This is a genomic window from Salinicoccus sp. Marseille-QA3875, assembly GCF_054950095.1.
In genome coordinates this window covers 2607689-2624538 of record NZ_CM143103.1, presented here as the reverse complement: position 1 = coordinate 2624538, position 16850 = coordinate 2607689, and the positions used below count along the sequence as shown (strand labels likewise).

The 16850-nt window shown below is 40.9% G+C and carries 20 protein-coding genes; 2 read left to right on the top strand and 18 right to left on the bottom strand.

Going from position 1 to position 16850, the window contains the following annotated elements; all coding sequences use genetic code 11:
• Nucleotides 1-6: 6 nt before the first annotated feature.
• From aroA to cmk, 15 genes are all read right to left on the bottom strand, one after another.
• Complete coding sequence (gene aroA, locus ACY8DT_RS13370) at nt 7-1293, bottom strand: 3-phosphoshikimate 1-carboxyvinyltransferase (protein ID WP_462420802.1); 1287 nt, start codon at nt 1291-1293, stop codon at nt 7-9.
• Nucleotides 1290-2342, bottom strand: a complete 1053-nt coding sequence (locus ACY8DT_RS13365) for a 3-dehydroquinate synthase (protein ID WP_462420801.1) — start codon at nt 2340-2342, stop codon at nt 1290-1292. Before ACY8DT_RS13365 ends, aroA begins: the two co-directional genes overlap by 4 nt.
• Before the next feature lie 2 nt (nt 2343-2344).
• On the bottom strand, nt 2345-3511 hold the full coding sequence (gene aroC, locus ACY8DT_RS13360) for a chorismate synthase (RefSeq protein ID WP_462420800.1): 1167 nt from the start codon (nt 3509-3511) through the stop codon (nt 2345-2347).
• Between the two features lie 70 nt (nt 3512-3581).
• On the bottom strand, nt 3582-4028 hold the full coding sequence (gene ndk, locus ACY8DT_RS13355) for a nucleoside-diphosphate kinase (RefSeq protein WP_462420799.1): 447 nt from the start codon (nt 4026-4028) through the stop codon (nt 3582-3584).
• Nucleotides 4029-4091: 63 nt separating this feature from the next.
• Nucleotides 4092-5045: a polyprenyl synthetase family protein gene (locus ACY8DT_RS13350; protein WP_462420798.1), complete on the bottom strand. Its 954-nt coding sequence runs from the start codon at nt 5043-5045 to the stop codon at nt 4092-4094.
• 2 nt (nt 5046-5047) lie between these two features.
• A complete protein-coding gene (locus ACY8DT_RS13345) occupies nt 5048-5743 on the bottom strand; it encodes a demethylmenaquinone methyltransferase (RefSeq protein WP_462420797.1) in 696 nt (231 codons plus the stop codon).
• Nucleotides 5736-6242 (bottom strand): hypothetical protein, encoded by a 507-nt coding sequence (locus ACY8DT_RS13340; RefSeq protein WP_462420796.1) that lies wholly within the window; start codon nt 6240-6242, stop codon nt 5736-5738. The genes ACY8DT_RS13345 and ACY8DT_RS13340 overlap by 8 nt, the downstream gene beginning before the upstream one ends.
• Nucleotides 6243-6302: 60 nt before the next feature.
• Nucleotides 6303-6713: a non-specific DNA-binding protein Hbs gene (gene hbs / locus ACY8DT_RS13335; RefSeq protein ID WP_462420795.1), complete on the bottom strand. Its 411-nt coding sequence runs from the start codon at nt 6711-6713 to the stop codon at nt 6303-6305.
• Nucleotides 6694-7413, bottom strand: a complete 720-nt coding sequence (locus tag ACY8DT_RS13330) for a YphF family lipoprotein (RefSeq protein WP_462420794.1) — start codon at nt 7411-7413, stop codon at nt 6694-6696. Before ACY8DT_RS13330 ends, hbs begins: the two co-directional genes overlap by 20 nt.
• Nucleotides 7414-7611 (bottom strand): DUF2768 family protein, encoded by a 198-nt coding sequence (locus tag ACY8DT_RS13325; RefSeq protein ID WP_462420793.1) that lies wholly within the window; start codon nt 7609-7611, stop codon nt 7414-7416.
• Nucleotides 7612-7614: 3 nt separating this feature from the next.
• Nucleotides 7615-8625 carry an NAD(P)H-dependent glycerol-3-phosphate dehydrogenase gene (locus tag ACY8DT_RS13320; RefSeq protein WP_462422280.1) on the bottom strand — a complete coding sequence of 337 codons (1011 nt, stop codon included), beginning with the start codon at nt 8623-8625 and terminating at the stop codon, nt 7615-7617.
• A 62-nt stretch (nt 8626-8687) separates the two neighbouring features.
• Entirely contained in the window at nt 8688-10001 is a 1314-nt protein-coding gene (gene der / locus ACY8DT_RS13315; RefSeq protein ID WP_462420792.1) for a ribosome biogenesis GTPase Der, read from the bottom strand.
• 90 nt (nt 10002-10091) lie between these two features.
• A complete protein-coding gene (gene rpsA / locus ACY8DT_RS13310; RefSeq protein WP_462420791.1) occupies nt 10092-11375 on the bottom strand; it encodes a 30S ribosomal protein S1 in 1284 nt (427 codons plus the stop codon).
• A 74-nt stretch (nt 11376-11449) separates the two neighbouring features.
• Nucleotides 11450-12022 carry a lysophospholipid acyltransferase family protein gene (locus ACY8DT_RS13305; protein WP_462420790.1) on the bottom strand — a complete coding sequence of 191 codons (573 nt, stop codon included), beginning with the start codon at nt 12020-12022 and terminating at the stop codon, nt 11450-11452.
• A 1-nt stretch (nt 12023) separates the two neighbouring features.
• On the bottom strand, nt 12024-12683 hold the full coding sequence (gene cmk, locus ACY8DT_RS13300; RefSeq protein WP_462420789.1) for a (d)CMP kinase: 660 nt from the start codon (nt 12681-12683) through the stop codon (nt 12024-12026).
• A gap of 122 nt (nt 12684-12805) precedes the next feature.
• On the opposite strand from cmk, the gene ACY8DT_RS13295 reads away from it, so the two are divergent.
• Nucleotides 12806-13759 (top strand): asparaginase, encoded by a 954-nt coding sequence (locus tag ACY8DT_RS13295; RefSeq protein ID WP_462420788.1) that lies wholly within the window; start codon nt 12806-12808, stop codon nt 13757-13759.
• Nucleotides 13760-13790: 31 nt separating this feature from the next.
• Here the strand turns inward: ACY8DT_RS13295 and ACY8DT_RS13290 are convergent, their stop codons facing one another.
• Both ACY8DT_RS13290 and ACY8DT_RS13285 read right to left on the bottom strand, forming a co-directional pair.
• Complete coding sequence (locus tag ACY8DT_RS13290) at nt 13791-14768, bottom strand: YpdA family putative bacillithiol disulfide reductase (RefSeq protein ID WP_462420787.1); 978 nt, start codon at nt 14766-14768, stop codon at nt 13791-13793.
• Between the two features lie 16 nt (nt 14769-14784).
• Nucleotides 14785-15831 (bottom strand): LysM peptidoglycan-binding domain-containing protein, encoded by a 1047-nt coding sequence (locus ACY8DT_RS13285; protein ID WP_462420786.1) that lies wholly within the window; start codon nt 15829-15831, stop codon nt 14785-14787.
• Nucleotides 15832-16003: 172 nt separating this feature from the next.
• On the opposite strand from ACY8DT_RS13285, the gene ACY8DT_RS13280 reads away from it, so the two are divergent.
• Complete coding sequence (locus tag ACY8DT_RS13280; RefSeq protein ID WP_462420785.1) at nt 16004-16258, top strand: ferredoxin; 255 nt, start codon at nt 16004-16006, stop codon at nt 16256-16258.
• 32 nt (nt 16259-16290) lie between these two features.
• Here ACY8DT_RS13280 and ACY8DT_RS13275 read toward each other — a convergent pair whose 3' ends face one another.
• Nucleotides 16291-16842, bottom strand: coding sequence for an ECF transporter S component (locus ACY8DT_RS13275; protein ID WP_462420784.1), 552 nt, complete (start codon nt 16840-16842; stop codon nt 16291-16293).
• Between the last annotated feature and the right edge of the window lie 8 nt (nt 16843-16850).

Here is a 16850-nt window from a genome sequence, read left to right as displayed (position 1 = left end):
ATCCTTTCATCTAGCCTGTTTTAGCTTTTCCAGATCCTTTAAAAATTCAGGATAGGAAATACTGATTGCAGAAGGGTCATCGATGTTAATATCTTTACCGGCTGCAATGCCCATGACGAGCAGCATCATGATGATACGGTGGTCGTGATATCCGTTGAAATCATTATCAGTCAATCGGATTTCTGAAACTGGATGAACGATAAAGCCATCATCGAACTCTTCGAATTGGATGCCAAATTTACTCAGCTCCTCGATGACTGCCCTCAACCTGTCAGTTTCTTTGAAACGCAATTCTTTCGCATCTTTGATGATACTTGGGGAACTGCCAAAAGCGCCGAGGACAGCAAGTACCGGAATCTCATCTATCAATCTCGGGATGATGTCACCGGATATTTCAAATGAAGTCAATTCTTTTGAATGTTTCACTCTGACGTTGCCGATCGCTTCACCGTCCGTTGAAGTTTTATCCACTTCAATATCTGCGTTCATCTGTCTGAAGACATCAATGATTCCTGATCTGGACTCATTGAGGGAAACATCTTTTATAAAGATATCTGATCCCTCCGTTATCGCTGCGAGCACCATTAGAAATGCTGCTGACGATATATCTCCCGGCACCAGGACATCCTGAGGCTTCAATTTCTGGTTGCCTTGCAGCTTGACGGTCAAACCATCAACTGCGATATCGACTCCGAACTGCTCAAGCATGATTTCAGTATGGTCACGGGATTTGAATTCCTCATGTACAATCGTTTCGCCTTCTGCAAACAGACCGGCAAATAAAATGGCACTTTTCACCTGTGCGCTCGCAACAGGCATATTATACTCAATACCTTTTAATGTGCATGGTTTAATTTTTATCGGCGGATACCTGCCCTCTTTCAAGGAGATATCCGCACCCATTTTACCTAACGGACCAGAAACACGGTCCATCGGTCTGATGGCTATTGAATCATCACCTTCAATCGTTGCATTGATACCGAGCCCTGAGATCAGCCCCATCAGCAGCCGGGTAGTTGTTCCTGAGTTCCCAGTGTACAGGACATCTCCCGGCACCTTGAAATTTTCAGCTCCTGGGGAGTCGACTGTTATCTGCCCTTTTTCATCAGTGATCCTGACACCGAGCTGAGACATGATTTCGGAAGTTCTGTAAGTATCGTCGCTTTTAAGAGGAGATTTTATTGTGGAGGTTCCTTCAGCAAGGGACGCCATCATTAAAGCGCGGTGTGTAATTGATTTATCGCCCGGTACTTGTATATTACCGACAAACTTATGATTTAATAATGATTTCATATGGACTCCTTTATTTCATTCAAATAATTTTCAAGTGCATTGATATTCAATTCTGTAAAATAAGGAGAAAAACTTTCATCAACCAGAACAAAACCGATCGCTTCATTTTTAATATTTTTCTTATCATGCTTCATAAGGCTGATCATCCTTTCTGTATCCAGTTCACCCAATAATCCGACGGGATAGTCCAGGCCGGCAAAGTACTTACGATATTTATTCAGATCGAAAATTTCTTTTTCCGCAATCTGATTCGAAATGAACATCATTGCATATAAACCGAGAACAACTGCCTGGCCATGCGGTATTTTATATTGATATTCAATTGCATGACCCAGAGTATGGCCCAAGTTTAAAAACTTTCTGGAACCCGATTCGAATTCATCAGCGGTCACATAGTCCATTTTGGTTTTGATGCCGTTGATAATGCTCTCTTCAATACCATCTACACTGATTCCAGACGCAGTTTTTTTCATCAGCTCACTAACAGCTTTCTCACTGTTTAAAAGTGCATGCTTAAATACTTCGCCGAATCCGCTCAAAATTTCACTTTTCGGTAATGTGTCCAAAAAATCCAAATCATAAATAACGCCAGCCGGTCTGTGAAATGACCCGATCAGATTTTTTCCATGGCCAGAATTGATCGCAGTTTTACCGCCTATTGCAGAATCGTGTGCAAGAACGGTCGTCGGTACCTGGATGAAATCGACGCCTCTTAAAGTTACTGCAGCTGCAAAACCGCCGGCATCTCCTGCAGCACCCCCGCCGATGACAACAATGAGACTGGAGCGTTTAATCCCTTTTTGAAGCAGACTCTCAGTAAGATCAATGAAAGAATTGAAGGATTTTGCCGATTCACCGCTGTCAATAATAATCGGGTCTTCAATTCCTTTTAATGGTCCATCTTTAAAATGTCCGTATACAGTTTCATCAACTATATAAAATACTTCCTCATATTCTGATGTATACAACTTCATCACTTCATTGAAAATATCATGTCCCACATGGACGGTGTAATTATTAGCTGTATAAGTCGTTTTGAACTTGTTCATGATCAGAAGTTTTTAACTCTGTCATCATAGTCGTCAACAGCCTGTTTCAATTCTTCAAAGTTATCATGTGGGAATTTATCCAATACCGCTTTCGCCATTTCAATGGCAACCATATGTTCACAGACGATGGAAGCTGCCGGTACAGCGCAGGCATCACTGCGTTCCACTGTTGCCTTAAACGGTTCTTTAGTATTGATATCTACACTCATCAATGGTTTATATAATGTCGGGATGGGTTTCATCACCGCACGGACAACAATCGGCATTCCTGTAGACATGCCGCCTTCAAAGCCGCCCAAATTATTCGATTTACGAGTATAACCCTCTTCACTGCTGTAAAGGATCTCATCCTGAACCTGTGAACCCGGGGTATGTGCCAGCTTGAAGCCCATACCGAACTCCACACCTTTGAAGGCGTTGATGCTGACTACGCTGCCTGCAATTTTAGAGTCGAGTTTTCTGTCATAATGAACGTATGAACCGAGGCCGACCGGTGGGTTTTCGATGATGACTTCAACAATTCCACCGATAGTATCGCCATTTTTCTTTGCTGTATCAATCAGTTCTTCTGTTTTCTTAGTCTGCTCATCTGAAATCATACGCACTGATGATTCATCTGCACCTTTGGCAATTTCTTCGTATGAGTATTCGCCCTCATCTTTAACTTCACCTATTTGAGTCACACGGCTCGTCATATTTATACCCAATGAGTGCAGCAGCTCTTTACATAGTGCTCCTACAGCCACTCGTGCAGCAGTTTCCCGTGCTGAAGATCTCTCAAGAACGTTTCTCAGATCACGTGCGTTGTATTTAATGCCTCCGACAAGGTCAGCATGACCGGGGCGCGGCTTTGTGATTACACGTTTCATCTTCTCTTCTTCCTCGGGAGTCAACGGCTCACTGCCCATGATCGTCGTCCAGCTCTTGAAATCATCATTTGCAAGCTCGATCATTATCGGGCTGCCCAGAGTTTTACCATGACGGACGCCTGCACCAAATGTGAAAGTATCCTTTTCGATTTTCATTCTGCGGCCACGGCCGTATCCGCCTTGTCTTTTAAGCAGTTCTGCTTCCATGCGGTCTTTATCTATGGGCATATTTGATGGAAAACCTTCAATTATAGCAGTTAGTTTTGGACCATGTGATTCGCCTGATGTTAAAAATCTCATAATTCCACCTTCTCCTCTAAAATTATATTAAAAAAAGCTGAGTAAATAACCCAGCTCCTTGTTTTTTTGTTTAGTAGATCCAATCTTTGTTGATCAGATTGTAGTCAAGTACTTCAGCTTTATCAAAGAAAAGATTGATTTCTCTTTCAGCACTTTCAGGTGAGTCCGAACCATGGATGATATTTTTTCCAACAGTTAAACCAAAATCGCCTCTGATAGTTCCAGGTGCTGCTTCTTGAGGATTCGTGGAACCTACTACTAATCTTGCTGTAGAGATTACGTTCTCACCTTCCAATACCATTGCGAAAACCGGACCTGAAGTAATGAAGTCAACCAGTTCTCCGAAGAAAGGTTTGTCCTGGTGTTCCTGATAATGGGTTTTAGCAAGATCCTCAGACACATTCATCAATTTTGCACCCGCAATTTTGAAACCTTTATTTTCAAGTCTTGAAACAATCGGCCCGATAAGATTTCTCTGTACTCCATCAGGTTTAATCATTAGAAAAGTTTTTTCCATTATTAAATCTCCTTATAAATTAGTTATGTCCTTATATTATCATTAATTAATTTTATTGTTAATTTATTTCAGACGTTTTTTCAATCTTTCTGCTATTTCGAGTAAATATCCTTTAATAGGCTGCTCAATATCACTTAAATGCTCTATGGCAATGTCATAATGGTCTGAGCTGATTTTCAGAGATTCTTCAAGAACATCTGAAGACAATATTTGATCGATCAGTGAAGCGAGCTGTTCAGGCTTGTTTTTAAAGTGTGCCAACTGCTGCCTGAAATACTCATCCTTATCCCTGAGCAGAAGTACAGGTAAAGTATAATGACCGTTGGCCAGGTCGGAAAATTTCGGTTTGCCTAGTTCTGACTCATTGCCGGTAAAGTCCAGACAGTCGTCCATGATTTGAAAACTCACACCGATATGACGTGCGAATTCAGTCAGATGTTTCATAGTGCTCTCATCCAGATGGCTGGCATAGCTGCCTAGCTCGACACTCAGAACAATCAGCAAAGCCGTCTTACGATAAATCTTCTTATAGTAATCGTCATAAGTCTGGTTTTCATCAAACTGATGGTTGAACTGAAGCAGTTCACCGCTCACAATCTGCTCTATGGCAGCAGAGTACGTTTTATGAAATTCTCCATGCTCAATATCACTGACCATTTGAACGGCGGTCGATAAGAGCAGATTCCCTGTATTAACTGCCTGGAAGTAGCCATACTTATAATATGCCGTCGGCTTGCCTCTTCTGAGTTCACTGTCATCGATGATATCATCATGCACTAGAGTTGCCATATGAAGCAGTTCCAGACTCGCACTCACTTTGTAGACATCATTTATCTTATCGGGGTCCCCCAGCCTGCCCGCAAGAATAGATAAAGTCGGCCGTAATTTTTTACCTCCCGATTTATACAAGTCAAGACTCAGATCATTGGAAAGCACACCACTCGGTTTTAAGTTCTCTTTTATCAATCTGTCGACTTTTATAAAATCAGGTGCCAGGTACTTTTTAAAAGATACCATCGTTAATCCCCATCTATCGGCTTTATGGCAAAATGACTGGCTGCTGTACCTAAAGTGTGGGGAATTATTTTAATATTTGTAAACCCGGTAGAGAACAGCATTGCCTTAAGCTCCTTTTTTGAAAGGAATGAACTTGTGGATTCATGAAGCCATGCGTACTCATTCTTCTTTTTGGCGATGATGCCGCCGAGCACAGGCATGATTTTACCGAAATAAAGTTCAAATCCAGAATTGATCAGATTATTTTCCGGCCTGGACGTTTCTAAAATGACCAATGTGCCGCCCGGTTTCAATACGCGGTAAAAATCCGCAATCGCCGCGCTGTAGTCAGGCAGATTCCTTAATCCGAATCCGATGGTCACATAATCAAATTGACCATCCTCGAACGGAAGGTCCATTGCATTGCCGTGAATTAAAGATATATTATCCATTGCCGCAGTTTTTTCTTTTGCGACTTCAAGCATATTCTCGCTGAAATCAAGACCGGTTGTCTCTGCACCGCTTGCAGCAAGCTGAATCGTCCAGTCCCCTGTCCCGCAGCATACATCGAGAACATTCATGTCACTGCTTAAAAACATGTGGGACATGGTCTTGTTTCTCCACAGTGTGTGCTGATTGAAACTTATGATGTTATTCATATGATCGTAATCTTCTGATATGGTGTTGAATATTTTATGTACACGTTGTTCTTTATCCATTATTGTCACCCGTACTCTTTGTTATATATGGTAAATTCTCAATATTGATACTGTCTATATATTGATTGATTAACTGTAATAAGTTGTTATGTGCATAACCATTATCTACAAGATAAATAAGAGGTGCAAATAAAAGACTTTTTAATTCAGCATAAGAGGGGTTGTTAGCAGATGCGGCATAAGCTGATTTGATCGAAGTGATTTCTTTGGAAATACTGGACACATCATTTATCACTTTATACTCATTATGTAATGCTAAAATTTTATAAAACTGGCTGAAAAAATAATCGCCGGTCAAAACATGCTCTTCCCTATCTGTATCTTCTGGTTCTTCGTCCAGAATCTGTAATGCTTTATTAAAAAATAAAACAGCATGACAGATGTGTGCATCCCGAATGATATTTTCTTCATCCGTAAAGAAGGTGAAGAAAGGCTCATTATGTAATTTCAAATTGTTATTAATCAGATCTTTTTCTATTTGCTGTATAAGAGCTTCCATGGAAAATATCACCTTATAAATTAATAGACCTAACATCAACCGTTAGGCCTAATTCATTAATTATTTTACTGCATCCTTAAGTGCTTTACCTGCTTTGAAAGCTGGTACTTTTGAAGCTGCAATCTCTATTTCTTCACCAGATTGTGGATTGCGGCCTTTACGTGCAGCGCGTTCGCGGACTTCAAAGTTACCGAAACCGATCAGTTGCACTTTTTCACCTTTTTTTAAGGAATCTTGAATTGATTCAAATACTGCATCAACAGCAGCACCTGATTCTTTTTTAGTTAGATCAGCTTTATCGCTGACAGCATTGATTAAATCAGTCTTGTTCATACTATTCCACCTCCCATAATGAGTATAATGATAAGTTTTATCATTATGTTTTGACTTTAACACAGTAGATTGACCACTGCAATGAATTTTGTAGTTTTTCGTCAGAAAAATGGCTTTCCTATGCACTTTTATGCACATTTGTCATAAAAATCGGATCATTATTTTCATCCACTGTTATCTCGGGTGAATATATCGGGACAATCGGAGTATATTCATATAATACTTCACGGACATCATCACCAGTTTCAAACTCCAAATCGTTATCCTCGATAATTCTGCCGATTTCTTCCCTGTAGTCAACGATGAAATTCTCACCGCCGCTGTAGTAGACATTAAGTGCCCCGCCTGAATATGGACTGGCCACAGTCGGATTTTCATTCAGGTTATAAAAGTCCAGGTCCAGCTTGTATACATTTGGACCAATCGTTTCTTCAAATTCGACATGGTCCCCCATACCGTTGACTCTAAGCTGTAAAGAACGGATTTCTTCAGTAATTCTCAAGTCAGCCAACTTGATGGTCGGATTTTCTTCTGCATCCAGAATTACAAATTGATAATAGCCGCCTGCTTCATAGGCAATCTGCGGTCTTTCATCAAGATATTCCGGAACAAGTTTTTCGAAATCAATCTGGTATTCGAAGTATTCACGCGTTTCAGAAACAGTTTTAATCGGTAACAGACCATCAGTATCTTCTTGATACTCCTCGACAGCCTGCTGAACCATTTCAATCTGGTATTCACTCGGCATCTGGTCAGGCCGTTCAGATTCGGGATACATACAGGCACTTAAAAATAAAACTGAGAAAAGAACTGTTAAAAGTTTAAAATTGTCTTTCATTTAGCTGCCCCCTAAAACAGGTATCATAAGAAGAAATGCAAGAAGCAGCAGTCCCCATGCAAATATAGAGACGATGATGCTTATAATCCTTATTTTTATGACATAGCGTGCCACATAGATCAATACCGCGGCAACCGCCATTGAACCCATCGATATAAAGGACAACCACATAAGATCCATTGCAGATATTCCAAACATAGCTTATTGATTACTCCAATCTTTGTATTGCTCGTTGAGAAGCTCTTTCAAACCGATCGACTCGGAAGTCTTTTCTCTCATCATCAATTTGTAAAACGCTTCATCTTCACTGATATCATCAAACAGATATTGATGCAGTACTTTTGTAATAGGCATTTCAACACCATGGCTTTCGCTTAATTCAAATGCAGCCCGTGTCGTATTTACGCCCTCTACTACCATTCCCATCTTTTCTTCCGCTTCGGTCAGGCTCAAACCTTCTGCAAGCATGATACCGCATCTGAAGTTACGGGAGTGGTGGCTTGTTGCCGTGACTATCAGGTCGCCGATGCCCGAAAGACCAAGGAAAGTCAAAGGGTCCGCACCCATTTTCGTACCGAGTCTGGCAATTTCCTGCAGTCCACGGGTGATGATCGCCGCTTTTGCATTATCACCAAATTTCAAGCCATGTAAAGTACCGACTGCAAGGGCGATGATGTTTTTCAGAGCACCTCCGATTTCCACACCGACAAGGTCTTCATTTACATATACTCTGAAGTATTTACTCATGAATACGTCCTGTATTGTCGAGACTCCCTTATTATGGAGGGATGCGGTGCTGACCGTCGTCGGAGATTTCAAGGCAACCTCTTCAGCGTGGCTCGGTCCGCTCAGCACACATATATCCTCGACTGTTTCAGGCGTGGTCTCCTGCTCTATCACTTCTGAAACTCTTAAATAGGTGTTCAGCTCAAGTCCTTTGGCGACATGAACAATCAGCACTTTTTTATTTTTCTCAACTAATATTTTCTGTATATCTTTCGTAATTGTTCTCACTGCTTTGACAGGTACTGCAATAACAAGAAGCTCGGCATGGTCGACTGCTGCCGTCAAATCGTCCGTAGCCCGTAAGGCTGCTGGCAGCTGTATATCATTTAAATAATGTTGATTTGTATGTTTTTCATTGATTTCTTTGACAACAGCATTATTTCTCCCATACATTTGTACGTCGTGATTATTATCTGTTAAGACCATTGCCAGGCTTGTACCAAAGCTTCCAGTACCTAAAACTGAAATGTTCACAAGTACACGCTCCTTTAATTTCGTTTTCGACTGATGATGTGGATAGGCGTTCCATGGAAATCAAATGCCCGTCTCAGCTGATTTTCCAAATATCGCTTATAACTGAAGTGCATTAATTCAGTGTCATTGACAAACATGACGAATGTGGGCGGGCCTACACTGACCTGAGTACCGTAGAAGATATTCAAACGGTGGCCGTTTTTATCTGTCGGTGTCGGATTCATGCTCACACTGTCGACGATGACTTCGTTGAGAGTGCTTGATTGAATACGCTTCTTATGAGAGTCATTCACCAGCTTAATAAGTGGAAAGAGTGTGGTCAGACGTGATTTTGTTTTCGCAGATAAAAAAGTGACCGGTGCATAATCCAGGAACTGGAACTGCTGACGGATATCATCTTCGAACTTCTTCATTGTTTTATCATCTTTTTCAACAGCATCCCATTTGTTGACCACCATGACAATTGCACGGCCTGCTTCATGCGCAAGGCCGGCTATACGCTTGTCCTGCTCTATGATGCCTTCTTCACCATTGATTACAACAACTACAACATCTGAACGTTCGATCGCGCGTGTGGCCCTTAAGACTGCATATTTCTCAGTCGATTCATATACTTTGCCGCGTTTTCTCATACCGGCAGTATCTATCAATGTATATTCATCATCGTCAAAAGTATATTCTGTGTCTATCGCGTCTCTCGTTGTTCCGGCAATATCTGAGACGATGACCCTGTCCTCATTCAATATCGCATTGATCAGACTGGATTTTCCGACATTCGGTCTCCCGATAAGGGAAACCTTTATGGAATCATCTGCCTGTATATCAATTTCCAAGTTTTTAAAGTGCTCCACTGCTGCATCCAAAGCATCGCCAAGTCCAAGTCCGTGTGAACCTGAAACAGGATGCGGGTCACCAAGACCCAATTGATAAAAGTCATAAATTTCATTGCGCATTTCGAAATTATCTATTTTATTGACTAGTAATATAGTCGGTTTTTCTGATTTCTGCAGTATGCGGGCCACATGCATATCATCTTTCGTCACACCTTCTTTACCGTTTGTAATCATCAGTATGACGTCAGCTTCCAATATGGCAATTTCAGCCTGCATTTTAATTTGCTCTTGAAAAGGTTCATCTTTTATTTCGATACCACCGGTGTCGATGACATTGAATTCATGATTCAACCATTCACCATCTGCGTATAGTCGGTCACGTGTCACTCCAGGCGTGTCCTCCACAATCGCTTTTCTTTCACCTATGATCCTGTTAAATAAAGTTGACTTTCCTACGTTCGGACGGCCAACAACAGCAATTGTCGGTTTATACATGATTTCGCCTCCTTACCTTAAATTATTTTACCATAAAAATAAAATAAAGGGCGATTTTCATCGCCCTTTATCATCGAATGTTTTATCGGTTTATAAATCTAAATTCTTAAATTTATCACCAAACACATCACCTAATGTTGGTTGATCTTCATCAGTTTCATCTCTGTAGACTTTTGATGATTGTTCAGATTTTTCAGCCGGTTCTGTCGTTTCTTTGATTGATAATGAAACTTTGCCGCTGTCCTCGCTCAAAGATAAGATTTTGACCTGGATTTCCTGTCCTTCTTCAAGCACATCAGAAGGGTGAGCGACGTGGTCATGGCTGATTTCGGATACGTGAACCAGACCTTCCACCCCGGGAGCCACTTGTACGAATGCCCCGAAATCGACAAGTCTTTTAACAAGGCCGTCAAGAGTATCACCACTGTTATGTTCTTTGATGAATAATTCAAACGGACTCTCCTGAGCCTGTTTGATGGATAGGCTGACTCGTTCGTTATCAACATCCACATCAAGAATCTTAACATCAACTTTGTCTCCGATATTAACTGCATCTTCGACGTTTTCAACTCTCTCATAGCTCAGCTCGGAAATATGAGCCAGGCCGTCAATAGAACCTAAATTGATGAATGCACCAAAATTAGTGGTTCTGACAACTTCACCTTCAACGATGGAACCAGTTTCAAGTTTCTGAAGCTGTGTTTTGCGGTCTGCTTCTTTTTCAACTTCAATGATTTTCTTGCGGTTCAGGATGACCCGGTTTTTATCTTTATCGATATCTTCGACTTTAACTTCCAAAGTCTGATCCGCAAACTGCTCCAGATCTTCTACGTACTCATCTGACAGCAGTGATGCAGGAATGAAGCCTCTTACACCGACATCCACTACAAGTCCGGCCTGAACAACTTCCATTACAGTCCCCGAAATCGTTTCATCGTTCTCTTTGGATGCAATCAGATCATCATAGCTTTTATCTTCTTCCAGTTTTCTGATTGAAAGTATAAGGTTGTGACGTTCACTTTCATCTTCCACTTTAATAACAACAGCCTCGATTGTATCGTCTTCTGCGACGACTTCATCAGGATGTTCGATTCTTTTGTTAGTCACTTGACTGATAGGAATAATACCTTCAAAGTCAGTACCATCAATATGGGTCCTAACAAACTTATCCTCGACTTTAAACACAGTTCCGGTTACTTTATCACCTTCATTAAAGCTGCTGACTGATGCTTCCTGGTCAGCCGATTCATCTGAATTTGACGTTTCTCCCTGTGATTCTTGTGAAACCTCATTCTCTTCCTCAGGTGAGTTTTCTTCGACCTGTGAATTCTCTTCTTCGTTGTTTTCTTCGTTCAAGATATTATCTGTCGTCATGTGCCTGCCTCCATTACATTACTATAGACTATATACCTAACTTCTTATAAATATGCTGATTTGTCAAGTAATTGTTATGATAATAGCAAATTATTAATTTCTTCTTTCAATTCTATTGTTATATCTTTACGGTTTTTGCCCTGTGCGATTAATTCGTTCACATCAATCGGTCTGCCAAATACAAGTGTAACACCTTTTTGACGGTTATATTTACCTTTGATGGCTGCGGGAACTATTTTCGCCCCGCCCTTGACCGCCATAAAACTTGCACCCTGTTGAAGATCCTGGAGTTTACCATCTTTTGTGCGGCTGCCCTCAGGGAAGATCAAAAGCATATTGCCTTCTTTCAAAGCCTCGACAGATTTTTTCAATGCTTGACGGTCACCTTTGCCCCGGTCCACCGGTATGGCATTCAGACGGCTGATCAGATTGCCAAGAAGTGGTATTTTAAAAAGTTCCGATTTTGCAAAGAAAGACATTTCCCGCTTTGTACTGATTGCAACAAGTGGCGGATCAAACTCCGACATGTGGTTGCTGCATATTAAAACCGGTCCGGATTCCGGTATTCTTTCTTCCCCTATGACATTCACTTTAAATCTTGTATGATAAAACCTTTTGACAATCCCTCTAACAACTTTATATAGCATGCTACTCTACTCCTATCTTCTGCTTTGCCAGGTGTAAAATATGGGCTTCGACTTCTTCAATGGATAATTCAGTAGTATCCAGAAGAATCGCATCCCGAGCCTGTACCAGTGGTGAGATTTCACGGTTCATATCAAGTTCATCACGCTTGATGATCTGTGAAGTGAGCTGATCCAGGTTGATATGGTTTCCTCTGGCTGTTTCTTCGATGAGACGGCGTTCTGCCCTCACCCTCGGAGATGCCTGCATGAATATCTTCAACTCTGCATCCGGAAGCACTGTCGTGCCGATGTCGCGGCCATCCATTACTACACCTTTTTCAAGACCTATTTTTTGCTGCATTGCGACCAGATAACTTCTGACCACTTCAAAGCTTGAGACCTCACTGACTTTTCCAGTCACTTCCTGTGACCGTATTTCATCAGTTACATCCCGACTGTTCAAAAATACACGGTTTGTATCTTCTCTTTTGAAAGTGATCTCAACATTATTGAGATTATTGATTATATCTTTTCCATTTTCTATGTATAATAATGTTATCGCTCTGTACATCGCACCAGTGTCAATGTAGATGTAATTCAACTGTTCGGCGACGCGCCTGGAGATTGTGCTTTTACCTGCAGCGGCCGGCCCGTCAATAGCTATATTAATTTTATTATTCATAAGATGTATACCTGCCTTGATTCATTATTCTTGTTTATTTTATCATAGATTCATACATTAACTTAATAAAAGATATGCTTTTATTATTTTTCAAATAAATACAGTTACGAGGTGCATAAAATTTGAAGAAAATTCTGGCGATACATACAGGCGGCACAATCAGCATGTCTGAGACCGACGGAATAATCAGTGAGAACGAAGAAAACCCTTTGAAGATTGAAGGTCATTTGGATGGTGATGTGGACATCACGGAAATTTATCCTATTAAAAAACCCTCTCCCCACATCACTGTTGATGATATGAATGAAATTAAAAAAATCATCTCAGACAATAAAGGCCGGTATGAAGGGTTTGTCATTACACACGGGACGGATACACTTGAAGAAACTGCCTTTTTCCTCGACTTGACTTTAAATGTCGAACAGCCTGTCATCATTACCGGCGCCATGCGCTCATCTAACGAACTCGGCAGCGACGGTATGTACAACTACTTATCAGGACTGCGTGTTGCTCTCAGCCCTGAATCCAAAGACAGAGGCGTGCTAGTAGTATTCAATGATGAAATACATACAGCTCGTTTTGTCACAAAAACACACACATCAAATGTTGCGACATTTCAAAGTCCGAATCATGGACCGATCGGATTTTTGACGAAAGCCGAAGTATATTACCACCACACCATTAAGCATCAGGATAAATACTCAAGCGTCAACAGTGCTGTTAAAGTGGCCCTTATAAAAGCCCATGTCGGCCTGGACGAAACATTCTTCAATGCCATCGTTCAGGCCGGCTATGACGGACTGATCATAGAGGCATTGGGCCAGGGCAATCTTCCGCCAAGTGCCATGGAAGGACTGGATGCTGTGACAGAAGCGGATATTACGACTGTCATCGTCTCCAGATCTTTCAACGGTATTGTAGGAAGTTACTATGATTATCATGGCGGCGGATATGAACTGAAGGAAAAAGGCATCATATTTTCAAACGGCCTGAATGGACCGAAGGCGAGGCTGAAGCTGATGCTTGCACTTTCCAACCTGGAAAAAGAAGATATTAAAAATGCATTTGTATCATAAAAAAAGAAGCCCGAAACTTTTCGGACTTCTTTTATTTCTGCGCTTTCTTTTTCAAAATATCTTTAATGATCCGCTCGCCGTGGAAACGGCCGTTTTCAATGACTATCATGTTGGCATCATGACCTGCAGCAATGACCCCGGCAATATACAGGTCGTCCACATTGGTTTCCATCGTGTCCGGATCATGTACCGGTGACAGGCCATTGCCATATTCTTCAAGTTCAATGCCGAGTGACTTGAGAAAACAATAATCAGGATGATAGCCGATCATCGCAAAAACAAAATCATTTTTTATTTCAACGGTTCCGCCGTCTGTACTGAAAATGACAGATTCATCTTTGATATCAATCATGTCCGCATTGAAATAATGATCAACTTTTCCATGCCTGATCAAGGATTTCAACTGAGGCAGTATCCATGGCTTGATGCTCTTGGAGTAATCATTCCCCCGGTAGATGATAGTGACATGGCTGCCCGCTTTTTCAAGCTCGAGGGCCGCATCCACACTGGAGTTCTTACCGCCTATGATCAGTACATGCTGGTTAAAAAAAGGATGGGCCTCTTTAAAATAATGGAATACCTTATCCTTGTCTGCCCCCGGGACATCCAGCGTGTTGGGCTGACCGTAATAACCGGTGGCTACAATCAGATATTTACACATATACTGGCTTTTTGAAGTCTCTACCGTAAAGCCGTCTTCCGTCTTTCTCGAGGAAGTGACTTTTTCATAAGTATTGATATTCAGATTAAAGTGTTTAACCACTTCCCTGTAATATACAAGTGCCTGATTTCTTTTTGGTTTGTGAGCTTCTGTGATAAAAGGGAAATTTCCGATTGCCAGCTTTTCTGAAGAAGAGAAAAACGTCTGATGTGTCGGATAATTGTAGATGGCATTCACTATGTTGCCCTCTTCAATCACGAGATACTCAATGTCGTTCTGCTCCAGTTCAATTGCTGCAGAGAGGCCGCACGGTCCCGCACCGACAATAATGGTTTCATAATATTTCATTTCACTGTTCCGTTCATCAAGGGATTACAAGTTCTTGTCCCTCGTTTATATTGTTGCCGCTGATACCGTTCGCATCACGGATTCTCTGTACATACTCTGCAGAGCCGTCACCGTAGTATCTTTTTGCAATTTGAAATAAGTTATCCTGATCCGTGACGACATGAGTTGTGCCTGTCGTTTCTTCATCAGTTTCCTCTTCCTCTGATGATTGCTCCTGTTCAGAGTCTTCTTCAGACTGCTGTTCTTCTGCAGACTCATCTGTCTGGGTGTTTTCATCTTCTGACTCTTCATTTTCTTTATCATCAATTGCATCACCAGCAGCATCTTCCAGCATTGAAACTTCTTCATCACTATAATCAGCTTCTATATTTCCTGTAGCAAGGTCACTGTCAGAATTTCCGGATTCGTCTGAACCTTCACCGCCGTCCGACTGGCTTTCCTCTGATTCGCCGCTCTCTTCTTCTCTCGATTCTGCCAGACGTTTCTCCATTTCAAAGCGCTGCTCGTCCAAATCCTCGCTGACTTCCTCCTCATCCTGATTTTCTTCATTGCTGCTTTCATCGGTTGCAAGTTCCATTCCATCATTTGACGGCCAGAAATTGCCGATGATCAGAAATGCGAGGAATATTGTAATCGGCACTATGACGATTCCGCCGATTATCATCGGTAAGAGGCCTTTTTTCTTTGATTCTTCATCTTCCGGATTTTCACCTGAAGAAGAGTCATTCTGATTTTTCGGTTTTTTTCTCAGTTCATTCAATTTTTCCTTTGTGACTTTCAATTCATCATTGAACCGTTTATTGTAGGTGGAAAATTTACCGGCAAAAAATGCACGGCCTTTATTTAAATTATCCTTGTTGAAATAACTTTTAACTTTATTGGAGAATTGCTTGGGTTGATTACTTGTATTTTCTTTCTCTTTATATTTGGCAGTCCGTTTCATAGCAGGATCTTCATTTTTGATATTATCATTTTTCTCATTATTTTTAGTTTTCTTTTTGGATTGTGCCGTTTCTTCATGCGAACGTTTATGTTCAATATCTTTATAAAAATCGTCTTTCATTAGACATTCTCCTCAAACTTAAATCTTACATGTATATTATATTATTATTTGTGTGAATTTTAAAGCATTATCCGCCCAAAGTATGTTTTGTTCAAAATAAAAGTCATTTATTTGATAAAGATTCACGTTCATCATAAAATTATGTAGAAGTCTTTTGTTATGAGGTGAAAGCATGACTGTAAAAAAATATACCATCGTTGATATGGATACGTGCATTGCATGTGGAGCATGCGGGGCCTCTGCTCCCGATATATATGATTACGATGATGACGGTATTGCCTATGTAATTTTAGATGACAATAAGGGAACAGCTGCAGTACCAGAAGAACTATATGATGATTTGAACGATGCTTTTAACGGATGTCCGACAGATTCAATAAAATTGGCTGAAGAGCGGTTTGACGGAGATCCTTTAAGATATGAATAGTTAAAAGAGGCGGTGACGACCCGCCTCTTTTTTTATAACCTATTCAATTTTGGAAGTAATTTCTTATAAATGACAAATGCCACCAGTCCTACGATGATTCCCTTAATAATATTAAAAGGAACGATTCCAGCAGTAATAATTATTCTCAAATTTTCAATTATATCCGTCTGATCAACAATCATCCCGTAAAGCGGCAAAAGTATAAAATAATTGAAAACCGAAAGTATTATCGTTAAAACGAGCGTTCCGGCTATAAATCCTATAACTAAAGATTTTGTAGTCCTATGTCTCATATAAATGAAAAAAACCGGCAGCAGCAATGCAAATGATGCGATCAGATTTGCAAGCGGCCCTATGGGTTCACTTGCAGCAAGCAGGCCGTAGATTATTATTTTTAAAACGATAATCAGTGATCCAACTGCTCCTCCGTACATCATAAACCCTATGAAAGCAGGAATATCAGATAAATCCACAGTCAGATAAGGAGGCAGGAACGGTATCGGGAACTGCAGAAGCAGCAGCACGAATGAAATTGCCGAAAGTATGCTGATGATGATTAATTTTCTTAAACGGTTTCTGTCCATTGGCATCC